Annotated in this window: 16 protein-coding genes and 4 pseudogenes; 7 read left to right on the forward strand and 13 right to left on the reverse strand. The window is 52.7% G+C overall.

What is annotated here, in order from left to right; translation table 11 throughout:
- Positions 1–98: 98 nt before the first annotated feature.
- Entirely contained in the window at positions 99–1,202 is a 1,104-nt protein-coding gene (locus KQP84_RS14315; RefSeq protein ID WP_215847020.1) for a mechanosensitive ion channel family protein, read from the forward strand.
- A gap of 68 nt (positions 1,203–1,270) precedes the next feature.
- Here KQP84_RS14315 and KQP84_RS14320 read toward each other — a convergent pair.
- The 8 genes and pseudogenes from KQP84_RS14320 to KQP84_RS14355 form a co-directional block, all read right to left on the reverse strand.
- Positions 1,271–2,688: pseudogene (locus KQP84_RS14320) on the reverse strand (L-fucose/L-arabinose isomerase family protein).
- Between the two features lie 19 nt (positions 2,689–2,707).
- A pseudogene (locus tag KQP84_RS14325) lies at positions 2,708–4,194 on the reverse strand (FGGY family carbohydrate kinase).
- A gap of 2 nt (positions 4,195–4,196) precedes the next feature.
- Complete coding sequence (locus KQP84_RS14330; protein ID WP_215847021.1) at positions 4,197–5,141, reverse strand: transketolase family protein; 945 nt, start codon at positions 5,139–5,141, stop codon at positions 4,197–4,199.
- On the reverse strand, positions 5,134–5,964 hold the full coding sequence (locus tag KQP84_RS14335) for a transketolase (RefSeq protein WP_215847022.1): 831 nt from the start codon (positions 5,962–5,964) through the stop codon (positions 5,134–5,136). The genes KQP84_RS14330 and KQP84_RS14335 overlap by 8 nt, the downstream gene beginning before the upstream one ends.
- Positions 5,965–6,053: 89 nt before the next feature.
- Positions 6,054–7,159 (reverse strand): annotated as a pseudogene (locus tag KQP84_RS14340) (ABC transporter permease).
- 2 nt (positions 7,160–7,161) lie between these two features.
- Positions 7,162–8,676 carry a sugar ABC transporter ATP-binding protein gene (locus KQP84_RS14345; RefSeq protein WP_215847023.1) on the reverse strand — a complete coding sequence of 505 codons (1,515 nt, stop codon included), beginning with the start codon at positions 8,674–8,676 and terminating at the stop codon, positions 7,162–7,164.
- Positions 8,676–9,275: a DUF2291 family protein gene (locus KQP84_RS14350; RefSeq protein WP_215847024.1), complete on the reverse strand. Its 600-nt coding sequence runs from the start codon at positions 9,273–9,275 to the stop codon at positions 8,676–8,678. Before KQP84_RS14350 ends, KQP84_RS14345 begins: the two co-directional genes overlap by 1 nt.
- A gap of 12 nt (positions 9,276–9,287) precedes the next feature.
- Positions 9,288–10,229, reverse strand: a complete 942-nt coding sequence (locus tag KQP84_RS14355; protein WP_215847025.1) for a D-ribose ABC transporter substrate-binding protein — start codon at positions 10,227–10,229, stop codon at positions 9,288–9,290.
- Positions 10,230–10,413: 184 nt separating this feature from the next.
- Between KQP84_RS14355 and KQP84_RS14360 the strand changes: the two genes are divergently transcribed.
- Positions 10,414–11,361 carry a sugar-binding transcriptional regulator gene (locus KQP84_RS14360; RefSeq protein WP_215847026.1) on the forward strand — a complete coding sequence of 316 codons (948 nt, stop codon included), beginning with the start codon at positions 10,414–10,416 and terminating at the stop codon, positions 11,359–11,361.
- Positions 11,362–11,395: 34 nt separating this feature from the next.
- Here KQP84_RS14360 and emtA read toward each other — a convergent pair whose 3' ends face one another.
- Complete coding sequence (gene emtA / locus KQP84_RS14365) at positions 11,396–12,025, reverse strand: membrane-bound lytic murein transglycosylase EmtA (RefSeq protein WP_215847027.1); 630 nt, start codon at positions 12,023–12,025, stop codon at positions 11,396–11,398.
- A 166-nt stretch (positions 12,026–12,191) separates the two neighbouring features.
- Between emtA and ldcA the strand changes: the two genes are divergently transcribed.
- Both ldcA and KQP84_RS14375 read left to right on the forward strand, forming a co-directional pair.
- Positions 12,192–13,112 carry a muramoyltetrapeptide carboxypeptidase gene (ldcA, locus tag KQP84_RS14370; protein WP_215847028.1) on the forward strand — a complete coding sequence of 307 codons (921 nt, stop codon included), beginning with the start codon at positions 12,192–12,194 and terminating at the stop codon, positions 13,110–13,112.
- A gap of 25 nt (positions 13,113–13,137) precedes the next feature.
- Positions 13,138–13,799, forward strand: a pseudogene (locus KQP84_RS14375) (MBL fold metallo-hydrolase).
- Here KQP84_RS14375 and KQP84_RS14380 read toward each other — a convergent pair.
- The 4 genes from KQP84_RS14380 to KQP84_RS14395 all read right to left on the reverse strand — a co-directional run bounded on the left by KQP84_RS14380 (position 13,800) and on the right by KQP84_RS14395 (position 15,303).
- Positions 13,800–14,213: a GNAT family N-acetyltransferase gene (locus KQP84_RS14380; protein ID WP_215847029.1), complete on the reverse strand. Its 414-nt coding sequence runs from the start codon at positions 14,211–14,213 to the stop codon at positions 13,800–13,802. It lies immediately after the preceding pseudogene.
- Positions 14,214–14,234: 21 nt separating this feature from the next.
- On the reverse strand, positions 14,235–14,618 hold the full coding sequence (locus KQP84_RS14385) for a hypothetical protein (protein WP_215847030.1): 384 nt from the start codon (positions 14,616–14,618) through the stop codon (positions 14,235–14,237).
- A 142-nt stretch (positions 14,619–14,760) separates the two neighbouring features.
- Positions 14,761–14,985: a YgdI/YgdR family lipoprotein gene (locus KQP84_RS14390; protein WP_215847031.1), complete on the reverse strand. Its 225-nt coding sequence runs from the start codon at positions 14,983–14,985 to the stop codon at positions 14,761–14,763.
- 174 nt (positions 14,986–15,159) lie between these two features.
- On the reverse strand, positions 15,160–15,303 hold the full coding sequence (locus tag KQP84_RS14395) for a hypothetical protein (protein ID WP_215848376.1): 144 nt from the start codon (positions 15,301–15,303) through the stop codon (positions 15,160–15,162).
- Between the two features lie 211 nt (positions 15,304–15,514).
- On the opposite strand from KQP84_RS14395, the gene KQP84_RS14400 reads away from it, so the two are divergent.
- The 3 genes from KQP84_RS14400 to KQP84_RS14410 all read left to right on the forward strand — a co-directional run bounded on the left by KQP84_RS14400 (position 15,515) and on the right by KQP84_RS14410 (position 17,497).
- Positions 15,515–15,844, forward strand: a complete 330-nt coding sequence (locus KQP84_RS14400) for a hypothetical protein (RefSeq protein WP_215847032.1) — start codon at positions 15,515–15,517, stop codon at positions 15,842–15,844.
- Positions 15,845–15,908: 64 nt separating this feature from the next.
- On the forward strand, positions 15,909–16,466 hold the full coding sequence (locus tag KQP84_RS14405) for a hypothetical protein (protein WP_215847033.1): 558 nt from the start codon (positions 15,909–15,911) through the stop codon (positions 16,464–16,466).
- 17 nt (positions 16,467–16,483) lie between these two features.
- The gene (locus tag KQP84_RS14410; protein ID WP_215847034.1) at positions 16,484–17,497 is read left to right on the forward strand and encodes a Ppx/GppA phosphatase family protein; all 1,014 of its coding nucleotides are present in this window, start codon (positions 16,484–16,486) and stop codon (positions 17,495–17,497) included.
- Positions 17,498–17,518: the final 21 nt, after the last annotated feature.

Raw genomic sequence — 17,518 nt, forward strand, 5'->3', positions numbered from 1 at the left:
GTTCCTTTCTGGATGTGCCGTACACATTTGGCGCATCCAGGCTATGCTTCTTCTTGCTTATTCCCTCAAACCGGATCCCAGCAAGGAGATTCTCCCCAATGGAAAACTGGCTTTCATCACGTCATTTTCAATCGATATTTTTTAACCAAACCTTCTGGATTAACAGCGCTATCGTGGTGGTCGCCACGCTAGTTATCTACTGGATCCTCCGTTCACTGATTAGATTCATATCCAACCGTATCGCACGCTACAGCGAGCACCGCCACGTTCGTGCAACTGCTATTGTGGTGGAGATATTACGCAGCACCAGTCAGACGCTGTTGCTGATTTTTTCCCTGTTGATTGCGCTGAAATTCGTTGATCTGCCATCAACCTGGAGCAACACCATTTCGCATGGCTGGTTTCTGGCCTTTATTGTGCAACTTGCGTTGTGGATCGATTGCGGTATTCGGCTGTGGCTTCAGAGCCTGCTGCGCGATCCGTTGCATGTGCGTAATCCAGTCACCACCGTGATCCTGGGTATTCTGTTACGCATCCTGGTGTGGGTGATGATGGTGCTCGCCATTCTGTCGAATATGGGCATTAACATTACTGCGCTGGTCGCCAGTTTAGGCGTTGGCGGTATTGCCATTGCACTGGCGATTCAGACGGTGCTGAGTGATGTGTTTGCTTCTCTGGCGATTGGTTTAGATCGTCCGTTCGAACATGGCGACTTTGTGGTGTTTGGCGACATTGCCGGTTCGATTGAACATATCGGCTTGAAGACGACGCGCTTGCGCAGCCTGAGCGGTGAGCAAATTGTCTGTTCGAATACCATTCTGTTGCAGCAGACAATCCATAACTACAAACGCATGCAGCAGCGCCGCATCGTGTTCAAATTTGGTATCAGCTACGCCACGTCATCAAAGCAGGTGCGTGAAATCAGCACGTTGGTCAAAGACATTATTCAGGGCATTGAGATGACACGTTTCGATCGTGCGCATTTTCTGGCTTTTGATGACTCCAAACTGACCTTTGAAGTGGTCTATTTTGTCCTTGATGCCGACTACAACAAATATATGGATATTCAGCAGGAAATTAACTTGCAGCTAATGGCCGCGTTAGAAGAGCGCAACGTTCGTTTCGCTTTCCCAATTCGTCAGGTCGAATTCAGCGGCGGCAGCTTACCGCAAGTCGATTTAAAGGCGGTCGCCAATGAGTAAAACTCAATGGCAAGGCAGGTGAAAAATCGCCTCATCCCTTTTTCGCTTAGGGATGAGGCGTTGAAACCTTAACTGTGCTGATAACAACTTACGCCCAGATAGTTGCTGAACGCTTCTTGCAACACCGCGGCAGTGGCTGAATGGTTCATCGCCACATGATGCTCAAAACCGTTACGGCAGATCCACGCCAGTAAATTTTCCAGTTGAGGCACCTGAATCACAGCGCGGCATCCCACTGTGTCCAGTGGATCGTCAACGGATAACCCTTCTCCGACGTAAGCCTTGATCTCGCCGTTAAAATCATCCGTCGAGAGGCGGAAATAGGTCAGGTCCCCGCTTTTCATTCGTCCATGCACCGCGCCGCAGGTGTTCTCTTTTCCGACGGTAGTGCCAATGATATCGGCGGTTCCCATGGTCGGTGATTCCAGGCTGGCGCTGGCAAAGTTGCCGCAATGGAACAGCACGCATTTATCGCGATCGTCACCGAAATTATTATTCCAGTCCGCTAACGACGCGGGATTGAGCGAACAGCTGGCCAGCGCATACATCGACAGCGCGCCCATTACGTCAACCTCACACGCACTGGGCATCAGTTGGCCTGACATCACACTCATAATGGAGCAGACATTGATGCCAAGGTTCTCCTGTAACGACGTCCAGCACTGAATTGCGGTGGTATCGATATCATTTTCATTCACCCACTCGCTGATCACCACAAACAGCTTCGCCATAGTTTGCAGCTTTTCATCGGGGATGCCGCGCGCGTCGGCGTTCGCTTCAAGAATTTCACGCTTTTCGGCTACCCGAATATCATCGTCACGCAGCCGCTTGATGCGGCTAAAAATTTCTGACAGATCGAGGGTTTCTACCGCGATGCCCATCTTTTCCAGCAATTTTTCACTGTATCGCACGGTATTAAACCCCGCCGGACGCGCACCAATCGCGCCAACGCGTACCCGCCGCATGGCGTGGACGACCCGGCACAACTGGGTGAAACGCTGCAAATCTTGCATGAATATTTCACCGCTTAAGGCGCAAACGTGCTGACGCGTTAAGCTGAAAGGAATGCCATATTGGCGCAGGTTATTGCACAGCGAGATCTTGCCGCAGAAGCTGTCGCGGCGCGTCGCCAGTCCCATTTTATCGAGATTATCTTCTTCTGCCTGCACCAACACCGGCACATTCAGTCCCGAAAGACGCAACGCTTCCGCAATCGCTTTTTCATCGCCAAAATTAGGCAGTAAAACCACGATGCCGTGAATATTGTCACGATGCTGGCGGAACAGCTCGGCGCAGGTTTTGGCTTCCTGGCGCGTTTCAACACCGCCGAGGTTGGTTTGCGATTCATTCAACATCACGGTATTGATATTGAGTTTTTCAAACAGCGCTACCGCCTGCTGGCGCGCTTCGCCCACCAAATAGCTGGGGAAAAACCGCGGTTGCCAATGATGACGCCGAAGGTCAACTGCTGAGGAAGTTTTGACATTGCTCTGCTCCGAAGAAAGTTATTGTGGCTGATAGCGGCAACGGGCCACCGCATCGAGCCAGCCTTTATAGTTTTCCTGCATTTTTTGCGCGTGGTGTTCACGCGGCAGAATTACGCTGCCGCCTTGAAGCGCCTGCATTTCATTGCCCTGCTGCCACCAACCCAGCACTTTTCCTGCCAGCAAAGCGGCCCCCAGCGCAGAGACTTCAGCGGTTGGCACGCGATGAAGCGGACGCTGTAGTACATCGGCCTGTAGCTGCATCAGCCAGCCGTTTTCAGTTGCGCTGCCATCCACGCAGAGCGCGGGAAGGTGCTGGCCGCTGGCTTGCTCCATGGCGAAGAACACGTCAGCGATTTGAAAGGTGATCGACTCTAACGCGACGCGCGCTAAAACCGCGGGTGTGGCGGCATCTGTCAGCCCACACACCATGCCGCGGGCTTTGAGATCCCACCAGGGCGCGCCCAGTCCCGAGAGTGCTGGAACAAAATAGATGCCTTGATTATCAACGGTGCTTTCTGCCAGCGCAGTCAACTCGCGTGGATCTTGAATACCCAACATTTTACCCAGCCAAGCCGCGCCCGAACCGGTGTGAGTAATGTTGCCTTCAAAGGCATAACGCAGCTCGCCGTCATGCCACGCCACGGTGGTGCTCAAACCATTTTCGGTCATCAATGGCGTTGCCATTGACATCATCAGTGATGAACCGGTGCCATAAGTGGCTTTTACCACTTCTGCGTCGCCCCGGCGTTGGGCCTGTAACGCCGCATGAGAATCGCCGATACGCGCCAGGATTGGTGTGCCCGGTGATAAACCCGCAATGTCATTCACGGCCACCACACCCTGTTCACTGGCCGAGGGGTAATGGTCGGAAGCGCCGCGCGCGGCAGCTGAAAAAGGGCCAGCAGCTCATCGTCCCAGTCATTACGGTGCAAACTGTAAAGCTGGGTGCGTGCCGCGTTGGCATGATCGGTAATAAAACAGTCGCCTGCAGTAAGTTGCCAGGTAAGCCAGCTCTCCACAGTGCCGATGCACAGTTCGCCCGCAGCTGCACGCGCTGCGCCGTCGGGAATGGCTGCCAGCATGCCGGTGAGCTTGGCAGCAGGAAACATCGGGTCAACCGCCAGGCCGGTCAGACCGGTGATGCGCGGCGCTTTTCCTGCCTGATGCAGATCGCGACAAAACGATTCGGATCGGCGATCCTGCCAGCTCACCAGCGGCGTGAGCGGCGTGCCGTTGCTACGCTGCCAAATCAACACCGATTCACGCTGATTACTGATCGCGACCGCCGCAACGGATGCGCCAGCACACTGCGCCAGACATTGTGTGATCGCCTGCTTAACTGCCTGCCAGATGGCCATGGGATCCTGCTCCGCCAGCCCCGGCTGCGGATGTTCCAGCGTCAAACTCTGGCTGCCGCGTGCCACCACCTTGCCCAGACGATCAACCGCAATCGCTTTTGCATTGGTGGTGCCTTCGTCAATCGCCAGAATCACAGGTTCTGTCATGCTTACGCTCCTGCGCAGATGCGCAATGCATTTTTTACCAGGCTGGCAGCGTCAATGCCGTGATGAGCGCGGGTTGAGGCGCGATCGCCCGCAATGGCGTATTCCCCGTCTGGAATGCCCAAACGCAGCAAGGGAATGCCACAACCACCTTCTGCTAAGACTTCTGCGACCAGGCTGCCGACGCCACCATTCACGTTGTGCTCTTCAACAGTAATCACCGCTGGATAGTGATTTAACAGGTTGCGCAGTTGTTGGGTATCGCAAGGTCTAATCGATGGAATGGCGATCACACCGGCTGAAATACCTTGCTCAGCAAGTTGCGTCGCGGCGTGAACTGCTTCGTGAACCGTGGAACCCATCGCCACCAGTGCAATCTCTTTGCCTTCCCGCAATTGATCGATTTGACCAGGCTTGAATCGATAGCTCTCCTCATGCAGTTGTGGCAGGTCTTTACCGTCGAGCCGGATGTAAACTGGCCCCACATGCTCCAGCGCATAATCAATGATTTGGCGGCACTCAAGCGGGCACGAAGGCGCGTAGATCTCAATGTTGCCGAAGCCGCGCATAACGGCGATATCATCAATGCTGTGGTGGGTGCTGGCGAGCGGGCCGTAGCTGGCGCCGGCATTCAGGCCAAACAGTTTGACGTTGGTGTTGTTGTAACAGACGTCAACTTTGACCTGTTCATTGGCACGTGAGACCAGAAAAGGCGCGGCATTGCAGGTGACGGCGACTTTACCGCCCAGCGCCAGGCCAGCGGCGGTGCCAACCAACGTCTGTTCGGCGATCCCGACATTGATGAGACGATCCGGGAATGCTTTGATGAAAGGCGAAATTTTGGCGGTTGAGGTTGAATCTGCGACCACCGGTACCAGATCCACGCCACGGTTCACCGCATCGATAAATGCGGTCACCATCACGCTAGCTAAATGTTGTGCATTACTCATCTTTCAGTTCCTCCATGGCCAGGTCTATCTCTTCCCCTTTTGGCACACGGTGATGCCATTCGGGTTTGCTTTGAATGAAGGAGATGCCGAACCCTTTTTCGGTATGGGCGACGATGACCTGCGGCTTGCCGTTTTGCGGCAGGCTTTCAATGGCTTCGACTACCGCAGCCATGTCATTGCCGCTGCATTCCCTGACCTCAAGACCGAAGGCGCGCCATTTTTCGGGCAGCGGATCGGTGTTCATGATCTCTTGGGTACTGCCCGCTAATTGCAGTTTATTTTTGTCATTGATGATGATCAGGTTGTCGAGACCGTAATGGGCCGCCACCAGCGCCGCTTCCCAGTTGCTGCCTTCCGCCAGCTCGCCATCCCCAGTGACCACAAAAATACGGCGTTTGCTGTTGTCTTTCTTGGCAGCAATGGCAATGCCAACCGCCACCGGTAAACCGTGTCCCAGCGCGCCGGTATTCAACTCCACGCCGGGGGTTTTCTGCCGCACTGGATGGCCCGGCAAATGCGAATCGGCATGCTGATAGGTCGGCAGCCACTCCGTGGGAAAATAGCCCGCTTCGGCTAACACGCAGTAATAACCGCCTACCGCATGCCCTTTAGACTGGATATAGATATCGCGCTGATCGTCCTCTGTGCGATCGGGCGCGCAATTCAGAATGCGGAAATAGAGCGCCGTCAGAATTTCGACCTGCGATAAATCAGCACCGGTATGGCCGCCCGCTGGGCTGCCCGCGTTGAGTTGTATAATGCGACGGCGTATCGCACGCGCTTTGCTTTTCAGCTCATCCACCGAGAGATTGAAAGGATTCATACACTACCTCTGAATTTTAAATCGCTTATGAATATATATTCATAGCAGCCAAAAAAGGTGCAAGCAAGCGTGGCTTGCACCGTTACCGATTAACCTTTTGCTTCACCGCCCTCCTCTATCAGCGCTTTCTGCGCAACCACAGCGGCTTTTTGCTGCATACGATTCTGCGTCTGATCAATGATAACGGCGATGATAATGACGATGCCTTTGATCACCATCTGCCAGAATTCGCTCACGCCCATCATGATTAATCCATCAGCCAGAAAGCCAATAACGAAAGCGCCGATTAAGGTGCCGAGAATAGTGCCGCGTCCCCCGCCAGCGAGGTTCCACCTAACACCACTGCGGCAATCGCATTCATTTCGAAGGCGGTGCCGTTAGCGGGATGGCTCGCCACCAGTTGCGACGACACCACGATGCCCGCTATCGCGGCGCAAAAACCGGACAGCGTATAGACCCATATTTTGACCCGTTTAGTCCTGACGCCTGAAAGCTCAGCCGCACGTTCATTATCACCAATGGCATAAACCTGACGGCCAAACGGCAGCCGACGGGCGATATAGGCGATAACCAGCGCCAGCACAACCATCATCCAGATGGCGTAAGGTAAGCCGAGGAAATTGCCTGCCCCGATTTTATCGAATCCGGTGTTGCCCAGTTGCGGATTGCCTTGCAGACCGGGAAAGGTTTCGCCACCGGAAGTCAACATCGCGGCACCGCGTAGGATATACATCGTGCCGAGCGTGCAGATAAACGGGGCCACGTTATAGCGGGTGATGATCCAGCCGTTACCTGCGCCAATTAAGGCGCCGACCAGCAGAACAATCGGTACGATGAGCCAGACATCCAGGAAAATCGCGATACCAAACCACGGCAGCACAATGCCTTTAGTGATCAGCCAACCCGCAATCATGCCGCATAGACCCAGCGTGGCGCCGATGGAAAGATCGATGCCGGCGGTGATAATGACAAAAGTGATACCCAGCGCCAGAAAGGCGTTAATGGCGATGTGTTTCACCATGATCACCATACTGCCCACCGCGAGAAAGTCCGGCACAGTAATGGAAAAGAAGCCGACGATAAGAATCAGCGCAATAAAGGTGCGCAGCTTCAGCAGCAGTAGCAGAAAGCTTTCGCGCGAATTAAACGCCTTGACGGGTTGAGTGGCCAGCGCCACGGCTGGATTGGTTTTCATGTTTAAAACCCCTGCGCACTTGCTTTAACCAGCGCTGACTCTTCCGCTTGATCACGCGGAATATCAGCCGTGAGTTTGCCGCCGGACATCACTAAAATACGGTCGGCCACCGCCATAATTTCTTTGAGATCTGAGGTCGAAAACAGCACGGCAATGCCCTGTTTTGAGAGCTGCACCATCATGCGAAATACCTCCGCTTTGGCACCAACATCAATGCCGCGACTGGGTTCATCCAGCAGCAGCAAACGAGGATTGGTCAACAGCGATCGGCCAATTACCACCTTCTGCTGATTACCGCCACTTAACGCGCTGATCGCCACCTCGGGTGAGGAGACTTTGATCGCCAGATTCCCTACCGTGCGGGCAACCGCCTCCTGCTCCTGCTGCTGAGCGATAGCCACACGATGCGATAACCGCCGCCACAGGCTGGCAATGGTGAGGTTACTGGCCACAGACGAGACCGGGAAAATACCGGAGCGCTTGCGATCTTCGGGCACCAGACTCATGCCCATGCGGATGCGATCGGCGGTAGGTAGTCGGGTTGGCAGCGGTTTGCTGTCGAGCCACAGCTTGCCGAGGTAATTGCGCTGGCTACCTAACAGACATTCAAACAGTTCGGTGCGACCCGCGCCCATCAAGCCATAAATACCCACAATTTCACCGGCGCGTACCTGAAAACTCACATCATCCACCAGCGTATTGCCGTTTGGGCTAACGCAGGTGATGTGCTGCGCTTCGAGCATCGGCGCACCAAAATCACGCTCTTCTGGCAGGAAGTTAGTGACGGGTTCGCTGCCCAACATTTCGCGCACAATCCACGGCACATCGATTTCAGTGACGTTGGCTTCCGCCTGAAAACGTCCGTCGCGCAGGATAGTGATCACATCACCAATCGCCATCAGCTCTTCAAGCCGGTGCGAGATATAGATGACCGAAACGCCCTGCCGCGTCAGTTCGCGGATTACGCGGAACAGAATTTCCACTTCGGTTTTACTCAACGCCGAAGTCGGTTCATCGAGGATCAGAATATCTGCGTCTTCCGCCAGCGCTTTAGCAATTTCCACCAGCTGCTGTTGCCCAACCTTGAGGTTACCCACGCGCTCTTTGGGCGAGATCTTTTGATCCAGCCGCTGCATTAGTGCGGCTGTGCGGCGCTCCTGCTCCGCTTCATTAATTGGCCGAATGCCGCTTTGCAATTCTCGGCCCAGAAACACGTTTTCTGCCACCGACAGGTTTTCAAACAGGTTTAACTCCTGATGAACCATACCGATGCCGTGACGTGCTGCATCCCGCGTGCTATTCAGCGTCACTTTTTCGCCATTAAGAAGCAGTTCACCGCTGCTTGGCTGCTGAACGCCGGCGAGAATTTTCATCAGGGTCGATTTACCCGCACCGTTTTCGCCGATAATCACATTAACTTTGCCGCGCCAGACGCGGTAATCAACCCGATCCAGCGCTAAAGTGCCGGGAAACAGCATCGAAATGTTATTCGCCTGCAGAATGATGTCATTGCTCATCAGGGAGTCCCCGGCTTCAGCTGAACCGCAACCACATCATCAACATTGCCGCGTTGCATTGTCACCGCCATCAGTGCTTGCACCGGTTTGTTGACCCAGCTTTCATCGACCTTGGGCAACTGTTTCACCGCATGTCGGTTTAACGCGCGGGTGAGTTGCGCGTACTGCACCTGATTCGTGAACTCTTCAAAGCGGAAACCGGCGGCATCGCGGATGCCATTACTGCGCAATACCGGGCCGATATTGATGTTCACCGGCTTGCCGTTGATCGTGACGGTTAATTTATGTTCCCGGGCATTGCTGGTATCAAAAGCCGTGACGATGCCGCTGGCACGCACGAACACGCTTTCGCTGGTGCCCGCTTTCACCGTCTGGCTTTTGGTTTCCATATCAGCCCAGCTCAGCGCATGGCCGTTTGCTGTTTCCATTACACGAGATTGCCAACTCTCCTCCGCGATCTGCTGCGGCGTTTGATCGGTGTAGCCCGGTTTGGCGTTAGGATCTTTTGGCAGGATCGGCTTGCCGTCTGCATCCAGATCCACCACCGTACAGGCGCTTAGAAATGTCATCGCCCCGAACAGAATCAGCATCCGCTTCATGCGCACTCCGCCTTATTTAGCCAGATTGAAGTTTTTCAGTTTCGATGCATTGCTGTCGTCAATCAGCACGCAATCCATTAACTGCTTCTCTTCTTTCTGCGCTTTACCGTTTTTCAGGTAGTAATCCGCTTGCGTGATGGCCATTTGTGCCTGATCCCAGCCAGGTTGCAGCACGGTGGCTTTGATGTTGCCTTTATTGAGGATGGAATCACGCGTGTAGTCGCTGCCATCAAAGCCGACCACAATCACTTTGGTTTTGCCTGCAGCTTTCAGCGCGGCTTCGGCACCCAGCGCCATGGTGTCATTACCGGAGATCACACCAACGATGTTGGGATATTTTTGCAGGATGGTTTCCATGCGGCTGAAGGCTTCGGTTTGGCTCCAGTTAGCGCTTTGCTGCGCCACCATTTTCATGTCGCTGTAATCATCCAGCACATCGTGATAACCCTGCGAACGCACGCCTGCATTGGTATCGGACTCTTTCCCCAGCAGCTCAACGTAATCCCCTTTGCCGCCTAACAGCTTGGCGAATTTTTCTGCACCGAGTTGCGCGCCTTGATAGTTATTGGAGACGATCTGCGCCACCGCTATGCCGGTTTTATTGATTTCACGATCAATGAGGAAAGTCGGAATGCCAGCATCTTTGGCTTTTTGTACCGGACCAACGGTGGCATCCGCGCCGGCGTTATCCAGAATGATCGCTTTGGCTTTGCGGGCAATAGCGGTTTCGATCAGCTGATTCTGTTTGTTCACATCATCATCGTGTGAGGCGACCAGCGTGGCATAGCCCAGCTCTTTGGCCTTGGCTAACGCGCCGTCGGCTTCGGCTTTAAAAAATGGGTTGTCGTGTGAAGGGGTAATAATTGCCAGCAAGCCTTTATCTGCGGCCAGCGAAGCGGCTGAAAATGCCATCATTGAAGCCAGTAGGGTAATTTTGACGAGAGGTACGTTCATCGGTTATTCTCCGCTTGAATAAATATTCAATTGCGATTTTATATGCAAACTGAATATGCGCCTGCCTTGGCGTATCGTCCAATGCCAGATCGTCAAAAAGCGAAAACGATCACAATTTGTCCTGCGTTGTGATTTTTGCCGCCCTGGTTAACAATACCGGGCAGAATCAGAGAAGGAATAATCGATGGCTAAACAGGATGAACAGCGGCTGATGGTAAAGATTGCCACGCTTTACTATGTCGAAGGGATGAAGCAATCAGAGATTGCCCAGTCGCTAAAATTGTCGCAATCGTTTGTCTCACGCATTCTTAATCGCAGCGTGAAAGAAGGTGTGGTGAAGATCAGCGTGGTGCCGCCTGCCAATGTATTTCCTGAACTGGAAAAGGCCATCGAGCAGCGCTTTAGCTTGCCGCAGGCGATCGTGGTAGATGTACCGGATAACGCGTCGGCACTGCAGATTAAGCAGGCCATTGGTTCAGCGGCAGCGCACTATCTGGAGACGCGTTTACGTGCTGATGAGCTAATTGGCATCTCCTCCTGGAGCGGGACTATTCGCGCCATGGTGGATGCGCTGCATCCGTTGAATTCGCCCTGTAAAGGTGTGATCCAATTGCTGGGTGGCGTGGGTGCCAACGGCAATGTGCAGGCAACGATTTTAACGCAGAATCTTGCCGCCCTGTTGAATTGTCCGGCCTGGTTATTGCCTTCACAGTCGATTGAACATTCAGTCAGCGATCGCCAGCGTTTATCAGCCAATGCCGATGTCGCGGAAGTGCTGCAAAAATTTGATGAAGTCGATTTAGCCATTGTCGGGATTGGCGATTTGGAACCTTCGGCACTGTTGCGTAATTCTGGCAACTATTACGATGAAGAGATGTTGCGCACGCTCGCCGAACGCGGCGCGGTGGGCGATATTTGTCTGCACTATTTTGATGCTGCTGGCGAGCCGGTTTTAACGGCGGACGAAGATCCGGTGATTGGTATGGAGCTGGCGCAGGTTAAGCAGTGTTCACAGGTCGTGGCGCTGGCGGGCGGAAAAGATAAAGCGCCTGCGATTCGCGGCGCACTGCGTGGCGGTTATGTGAATGTACTTATCGTGGATTATCCGACGGCGCGGTTATTGATGGCGTAAACCGGACAGCCGTTGATGCCCTGTCCGGTTAGAATTAAATCGTGCGGTAAGCGGTTGTCACTTTCCAAAGATAGCGCGGTGCCTGCGCAGCCGGATGTTTGTTTTGCACATGCTGATAAAACTCATCTGGCGACATGGCATTGATCATTGCAATGGCCCGATCGCGATCGCGTGAGAAGGTGCGTAGTAATGCGCCTGCGCCATTTGCGTAAGAGACGATGGTGGCATAACGCAGTGTCAAGGGATCGCGAATACCCGACAATACTGAATCCTGCAGGATCTTCAAATACGCCGTACCGATATCGATATTTTTGGCCGGATCGCGCAGCTCGGCGCTGCTCGGCTGACCACGACGTCCTTGGGTGCGATAGACTTCACGTCCTGCGGTAGAGGCTTTAATCTGCATCAAACCCACTGCATTAGAACGGCTTACTACCGTTGGATTGCCACCCGATTCGACACTAATAATGGCGCTGATTAACTTCTCATCAACACCATAATGACTGGCGGCATCTTCGGTAAAGAACGCCCAGGCGTCATTAACATTCGAAGGCGCTGCCTGCGTTAACGGCGTGTTCTTCTCTTTGACGTGGGGTTTTGGCGGTTCGCTGGCACAGCCAGAGAGTAATAAAGCCGAGAGCATAAGGTGGCGAATTTTCAGCAATTTTTAATCTCGTTGCAGGAGTTACGCTGGCTATCATACCTGGCGTGCGGTAGAGCAAAATTACCGTTTATCCTAAATGCATAAAAAAGGGGTGGCGGGATGACTTCATCGTCACTTTTCGTCATTATCGCGTGAGAATGATCCCCGCTAACAGCAGGAAAGCATTATGGTTCCCCGTCAAATTCGTCTCATCTCCCCTTCCGGTTATTGTCACAACCAGCTTGCCGCATTACGCGGTGTCGAACGTTTGCGTGATGCCGGGCATCAGGTAGAAAATGACGCCGTGATTACGCGTCGGTTCCAGCGTTTTGCCGGCAACGATGAGCAGCGACTGGCCGATATTAATCAGCTAGCGCAGCTGCAAACACTGCCGGATATCGTACTGGCGGTGCGCGGCGGTTATGGTGCCAGCCGCTTGCTGGAGTCGATCGATTACATTGGTTTGCAGCGTCGTTTACTCAATCAACCGCTGGCGTTGTGTGGTCACAGCGATTTCACCGCCATTCAGTTAGCGTTGTTAGCGCAAGTGGGGTTAATTACGTTTAGCGCCCCAATGTTAGCGGGAAACTTTGGCGCAGAGGTTTTATCTGAATTTACGCTGCGTCACTTTTGGCAGGCGGTCTCATCACCTACAGTCAATGTGGCGTGGCAAAGCGATACGCCGGACAGCGGCGAGTGGCAAGGCACGCTGTGGGGTGGGAATCTGGCGATGATCTGCTCGCTGATTGGCACGCCGTGGATGCCGCAAATCGAAAACGGCATTCTGGTGATTGAAGATGTCAATGAGCACCCTTTTCGTATCGAACGTATGCTCATTCAGCTTCAACAATGCGGCATTTTGGGACGCCAGCAGGCGATTGTGACGGGTAGCTTTACCAGCACCGCGCTGTCTGATTATGACAACGGCTTTGATTTTTCTACCGTCTGGCAACGCGTCCGTGATACAAGCGGACTGCCCGTTATCAGCGATCTTGCCTTTGGCCACGCGGCCGACACCGTAACGTTGCCGTTGGGTGCCAGCGCTCGCTTGCAGGTGATGCAAGGTCAGGCGCAGCTGCAAGCGACTGGACAGCCTGTTTTGCGCTAAATTTTTGTAGTTTGGGAGATCGACATTGAAGCCGCTGTATGACGATTTGTGGATCTCAACCCCGGAATTTCCGGTGGAAGATGCCGTTAATGATTTAATGATGCACGGGTTTATGTTGCGTCATCCACGCGGCAACCTGTTGATTGGTCGTGTAGAAAACCCCTCGACCATGAAGTGTTAGCCGATGCCGGCGGCGTGATCCGTCACTACCTAACGCACTGGCATGAATCTGCACCCGGTGCGGCAATAATTCAGCAACGCTTTAATAGCGCGCTCTATTGCCATAATCGTTCGCTCGGGCCTATCAGCCGTTTTGTTGAGCCTGACGACACCTTCAGCCAGCAGGAAACCCACTTTGGTGATTTTCATCTGCTGCCCACGCCAGGCCATACACCCGGCAGCTGTAGCTTTCTCTATCACTCGCCGCTGGGCCTGACTTATCTTTTTGTCGGCGATACCATTACACGGTCGCACGAGCGCTGGATCAGCGTATTGGTGCCGGATAGCAATCCTGCTGAGTTGAAAAAGTCGCTGGAGTTTTTCCGCACGCTACGGCCTGATGTGGTGCTGATGAGCACCACGCGCGGGCATCTTTCGTGGAAAAAGGTGACGTTACAAAGTTGGTTAGCGGCGATAGATGAAGCGGAGCAACAGCCGCTGGATTTGCGCCAGCAGCCGCTGTTTTGATTACAGGGCTTTACTTAAATAGTGGCGCTGATGATGGCGCGGATAGTGATCAAGGCTAAACCGCAGCGTATAACCTAACTTTTCGTAGAAAGGGCGCGCCTGAAAGCTCACGGTATCAACTTGTGCATACAAGCAACCGCGGCGGCGCGCTTCCTCCTCTGCGGCTTGCATCAACTGGCTGCCCACGCCCTGCCCGCGCATCGCCTCACTCACCCATAACATATCAATGCGCAGCCAGTTACCGCTGGTTGAGCCGGTCAATCCGGCCAGTTTTTTGCCCTGCGCATTGCTGACAAACACGCCAATAGATTTGACTTCATCGATATTAATAAATCGGCTATTAAACGCGTTTAAGCCTAAGCGGATCTCATCTAAATCGTGATGCGTAACCTTGTCAGTGATGTTCAGTTGCATGCGTGCTCCTGTCGCGACGGATTAAGAGTTAGGATGTTGGCTGTCGTCGTAGCGCTCCAGGCTGATGATATCGACATCGCGCTTGTCAGTACGGCTACAGGGCAGCAGTTTATCGCTGTCGCGATAGACGAAAAACATCTGATCGCTGCTTTTATTAACAATCAGCTGATCGCCATTACGAAAGCGGGTAATCGCCACTTTATCGCCATCTTGCAGGCGTGTGCGTTGTTGGCCCGCAGCGACCTGAAAATGGCCTTTCGGCCACATCACGGTGCTAAGCCCATATTCGGCGCGGGAAACGGTCATAGTGGGGCGACCTGGACAGTTGATTTGGAACTCACTTTCACTCCAGGCCGGGGCAATGTGGCAGGCCAAAAGTGTTGCGGCAATAATTGCAGCCTTCATTGGGTCTCTCCGCTGAAGATTTATGATTTTGTTGGGATTTTTTAGCTTAACATAATCGAACAGAGAAGAAAGGCGAACGGCCCGTAGGAAACGGGCCGAGATGTGCAGCTCACATCACTGCAGCGTCAAGCCGCATGGCTAATTAATGATTAACAGTAGACATCTCTGTTAACTGGTCACGATTAATTTGCTGCTCATGACCGTAAATATCTTTGTAAGTAATCAGGCCGGTATCATCATCAACCTGCGGCTTGCCTTCCACCACGATGGTGCGACCATCATGCGTGTGCAAGATATGATCATCTGCGCAACCTGCCAGCACTAACCCGCTGGTTAACACGCCAATCAGCATCAATGTCTTTTTCATCGGATTCTCCTTGGTTGAGAATCATCAGGTTTAGCACAGCAAGGTGGAATTGAGACCAGGAAAAGGTGGAATTGAAGCGTAAGGAAAGAAGCAGCAAAAGTCTGCACCGCGTCCTACGATGCAGACTTCTAAATAATTATTCCGCTGCGACCTCTGCCGCAACTAACATCAGTGCTAATCCAGCATAATCATCATCATACGCCTGCATGACTTCACGAATTGCACCGGCACACGCATTGACTTGCTGCTTTTTTCAACGTCAAGCTTCTCAATCGCGTGCTGAATAATCATTAGACTGGCTTCTTCTTCTTTCATCATTTATCCCTGGTTTTGCTTAACTGTCGCGCAAAGATGGCAAGAATACCGTTTAACTGTTACCAAAGTCACCCTTTTACATTCCTGTTGCTTACCTATTAAACAAATAGCAAATGGGAACCTGCTTTAAAACTGCTATGATCAAGCTATTAGTGACGCAACGCGATAAAATCAGCGCCACCGGATTCCCAGGGATTGAAGCAGGAACAGGATCATGTTGCGACTCGGCATTTTAACACTCTTTATTTTTCTCACCGGATGTTCATCTGGCCCACAAGGCGTTGATTGTCCGGGAGAAGTTTCAACTATCTATGGTCGACCCATGGGACAAACAAATGCCCTTATTTTTGACCTGGTCAACGCTTTCACCGTGAGTAAAGACAACGTCACCGTGGAGAGTGGGACATTGAAATCAGTGGATCGTTTCAAATATGTGCCCTCCGCCGTTACGCGTGAAGGTTATTACGCCCAAAGGCTTTCCAATAAACAGTTTCGTCTTATAAATCCTCATCAAGACACGCAGATTACCTGGACGTGCCCTTAAAGGGTGAATCCTGCCGCCAGATGGTTTATTGTCAGAAAACGTCAAGCGGCAGGTCATCCTTCTTATGGAAAAGCGTCTGGATAACAACGGTTATATCGATTTCCCCTTCCCCACTACGCATAATGCCGATGGCTCCGTCAATCCGTGCGGAATTGATCTCACGCTAGAAACCGATCGCATTGAAGAGATTGCTGTTATTCGCCATTCCGCTAATCTGCGGCGTCTGCTGGAAGAGGTGAATTTGCAGGATGGCAAATTCATGACGCTAACCTGCGACTGGCAGCAAAAAAGCGATGCAGTATACGGCTTCATCGATGTGGCTTTTCGCCCAGATTTACTGCGGCACACGCATGAAGAAGCGCTTCAGCTTGAACACGCCTTTTACAGCTATCTGACAGAACAAGAAACGCAGCACGCTATGGCTGCCGGTTCGCTGGTGAATTATGCGCGATCGGTGCTGGACTGGTGCTGGTCACCACTGCGTCAACGTCAGCGCGACTACGAAAAAATCACCATCCAGTTTTATTGCCAACAAGCGGAAGATGCAGAATGGTGCTTTGATCATTTACGTCATTTTCTGGTGAGCTGGTATCCCGCGTCTGCACCCTTGATTTCGCCCTAAATAACCCAGGAATCGATATGCGACTGTTTGCGCGCCCTGCTTTACCGCTGTTTTTTGCCTCACTGTTTTTTGCTTTTTCTACGCAGGCGGCCAACTGCCTGCAAACGCGTGCCGGCATTGATATGGGTTCCGGCACCACTAAAATTGCGGTTGCACAGGTCGATGTCTGTCACCATCGCATTGAAAAAGTGCTGTATGAAGATCAGCGGCCTGTGGGTTACAACGATGCCTTGTCACATGCCAGCAATAATCAGCTCGATGTAACCATTGAGCAGCAAGGTCTGGATGCGCTGATGCAATTAGTCAGCCACGCTCGCCGCTATCATCCTCAACGGATGACGGGCGTTGCCACGGCCGTGTTTCGCTCGGCAAATAATGGTCAGGCTGTGATTGACCGCTTTAACCGTCAGGCAGGCGTTCAGCTCAGCATCATTTCCCAACAGCAGGAAGCCGAACTGGGTTTTCTTTCCGCTAAAGCTGCGCTAGATGATCCGCAGGTTAAGGATCAGGATTTGCTGGTGTGGGATATTGGCGGCGGGTCAATGCAGATGACAGCGTATCGCCCAGAGCAAGGTCAACCGATTGCTGATGTTTATCAAGGCAAACTGGCTTCAGTCACGCTCAAAAACTTTATCCTGAGCGTGTTAAAAAATGCGCCTACGCAGGGATCGCCTAATCCAATTGGTTCCTGGCGCCAGTCGGTGCTGCGTTTCGTTGAATTTTACGCCAGTAACGATGTTTCGCCACAGATCAAACAAGACGCTTCTACGCGTCGTGTGATTGGTATTGGTGGCGTGCATGGCTTTTCCATTAAAAACCAGCTGCCTGACAAACAGAATCGCTACACCTTAGCGGCGTTGACAGCATTGTCGAAACAGCAAGTCTGGAAAGGCGACAGCGAACTAAACGGTGACTACCGTGCAACTGATGTCAGTAATTTATTGTTGGTAGAAGGTTATATGCAGGCCCTGAAGATTAATCAGGTGGAAGTGGTTAAGGCGAATTTAATTCAAGGTGTGCTGCTGCAGTAAAAAGAAAAACCGGTTGAATAC

Origin of the sequence: Candidatus Pantoea bituminis, assembly GCF_018842675.1 — a bacterium.
In the GTDB taxonomy this organism is placed as follows: Bacteria; Pseudomonadota; Gammaproteobacteria; order Enterobacterales; family Enterobacteriaceae; genus Pantoea; species Pantoea phytostimulans.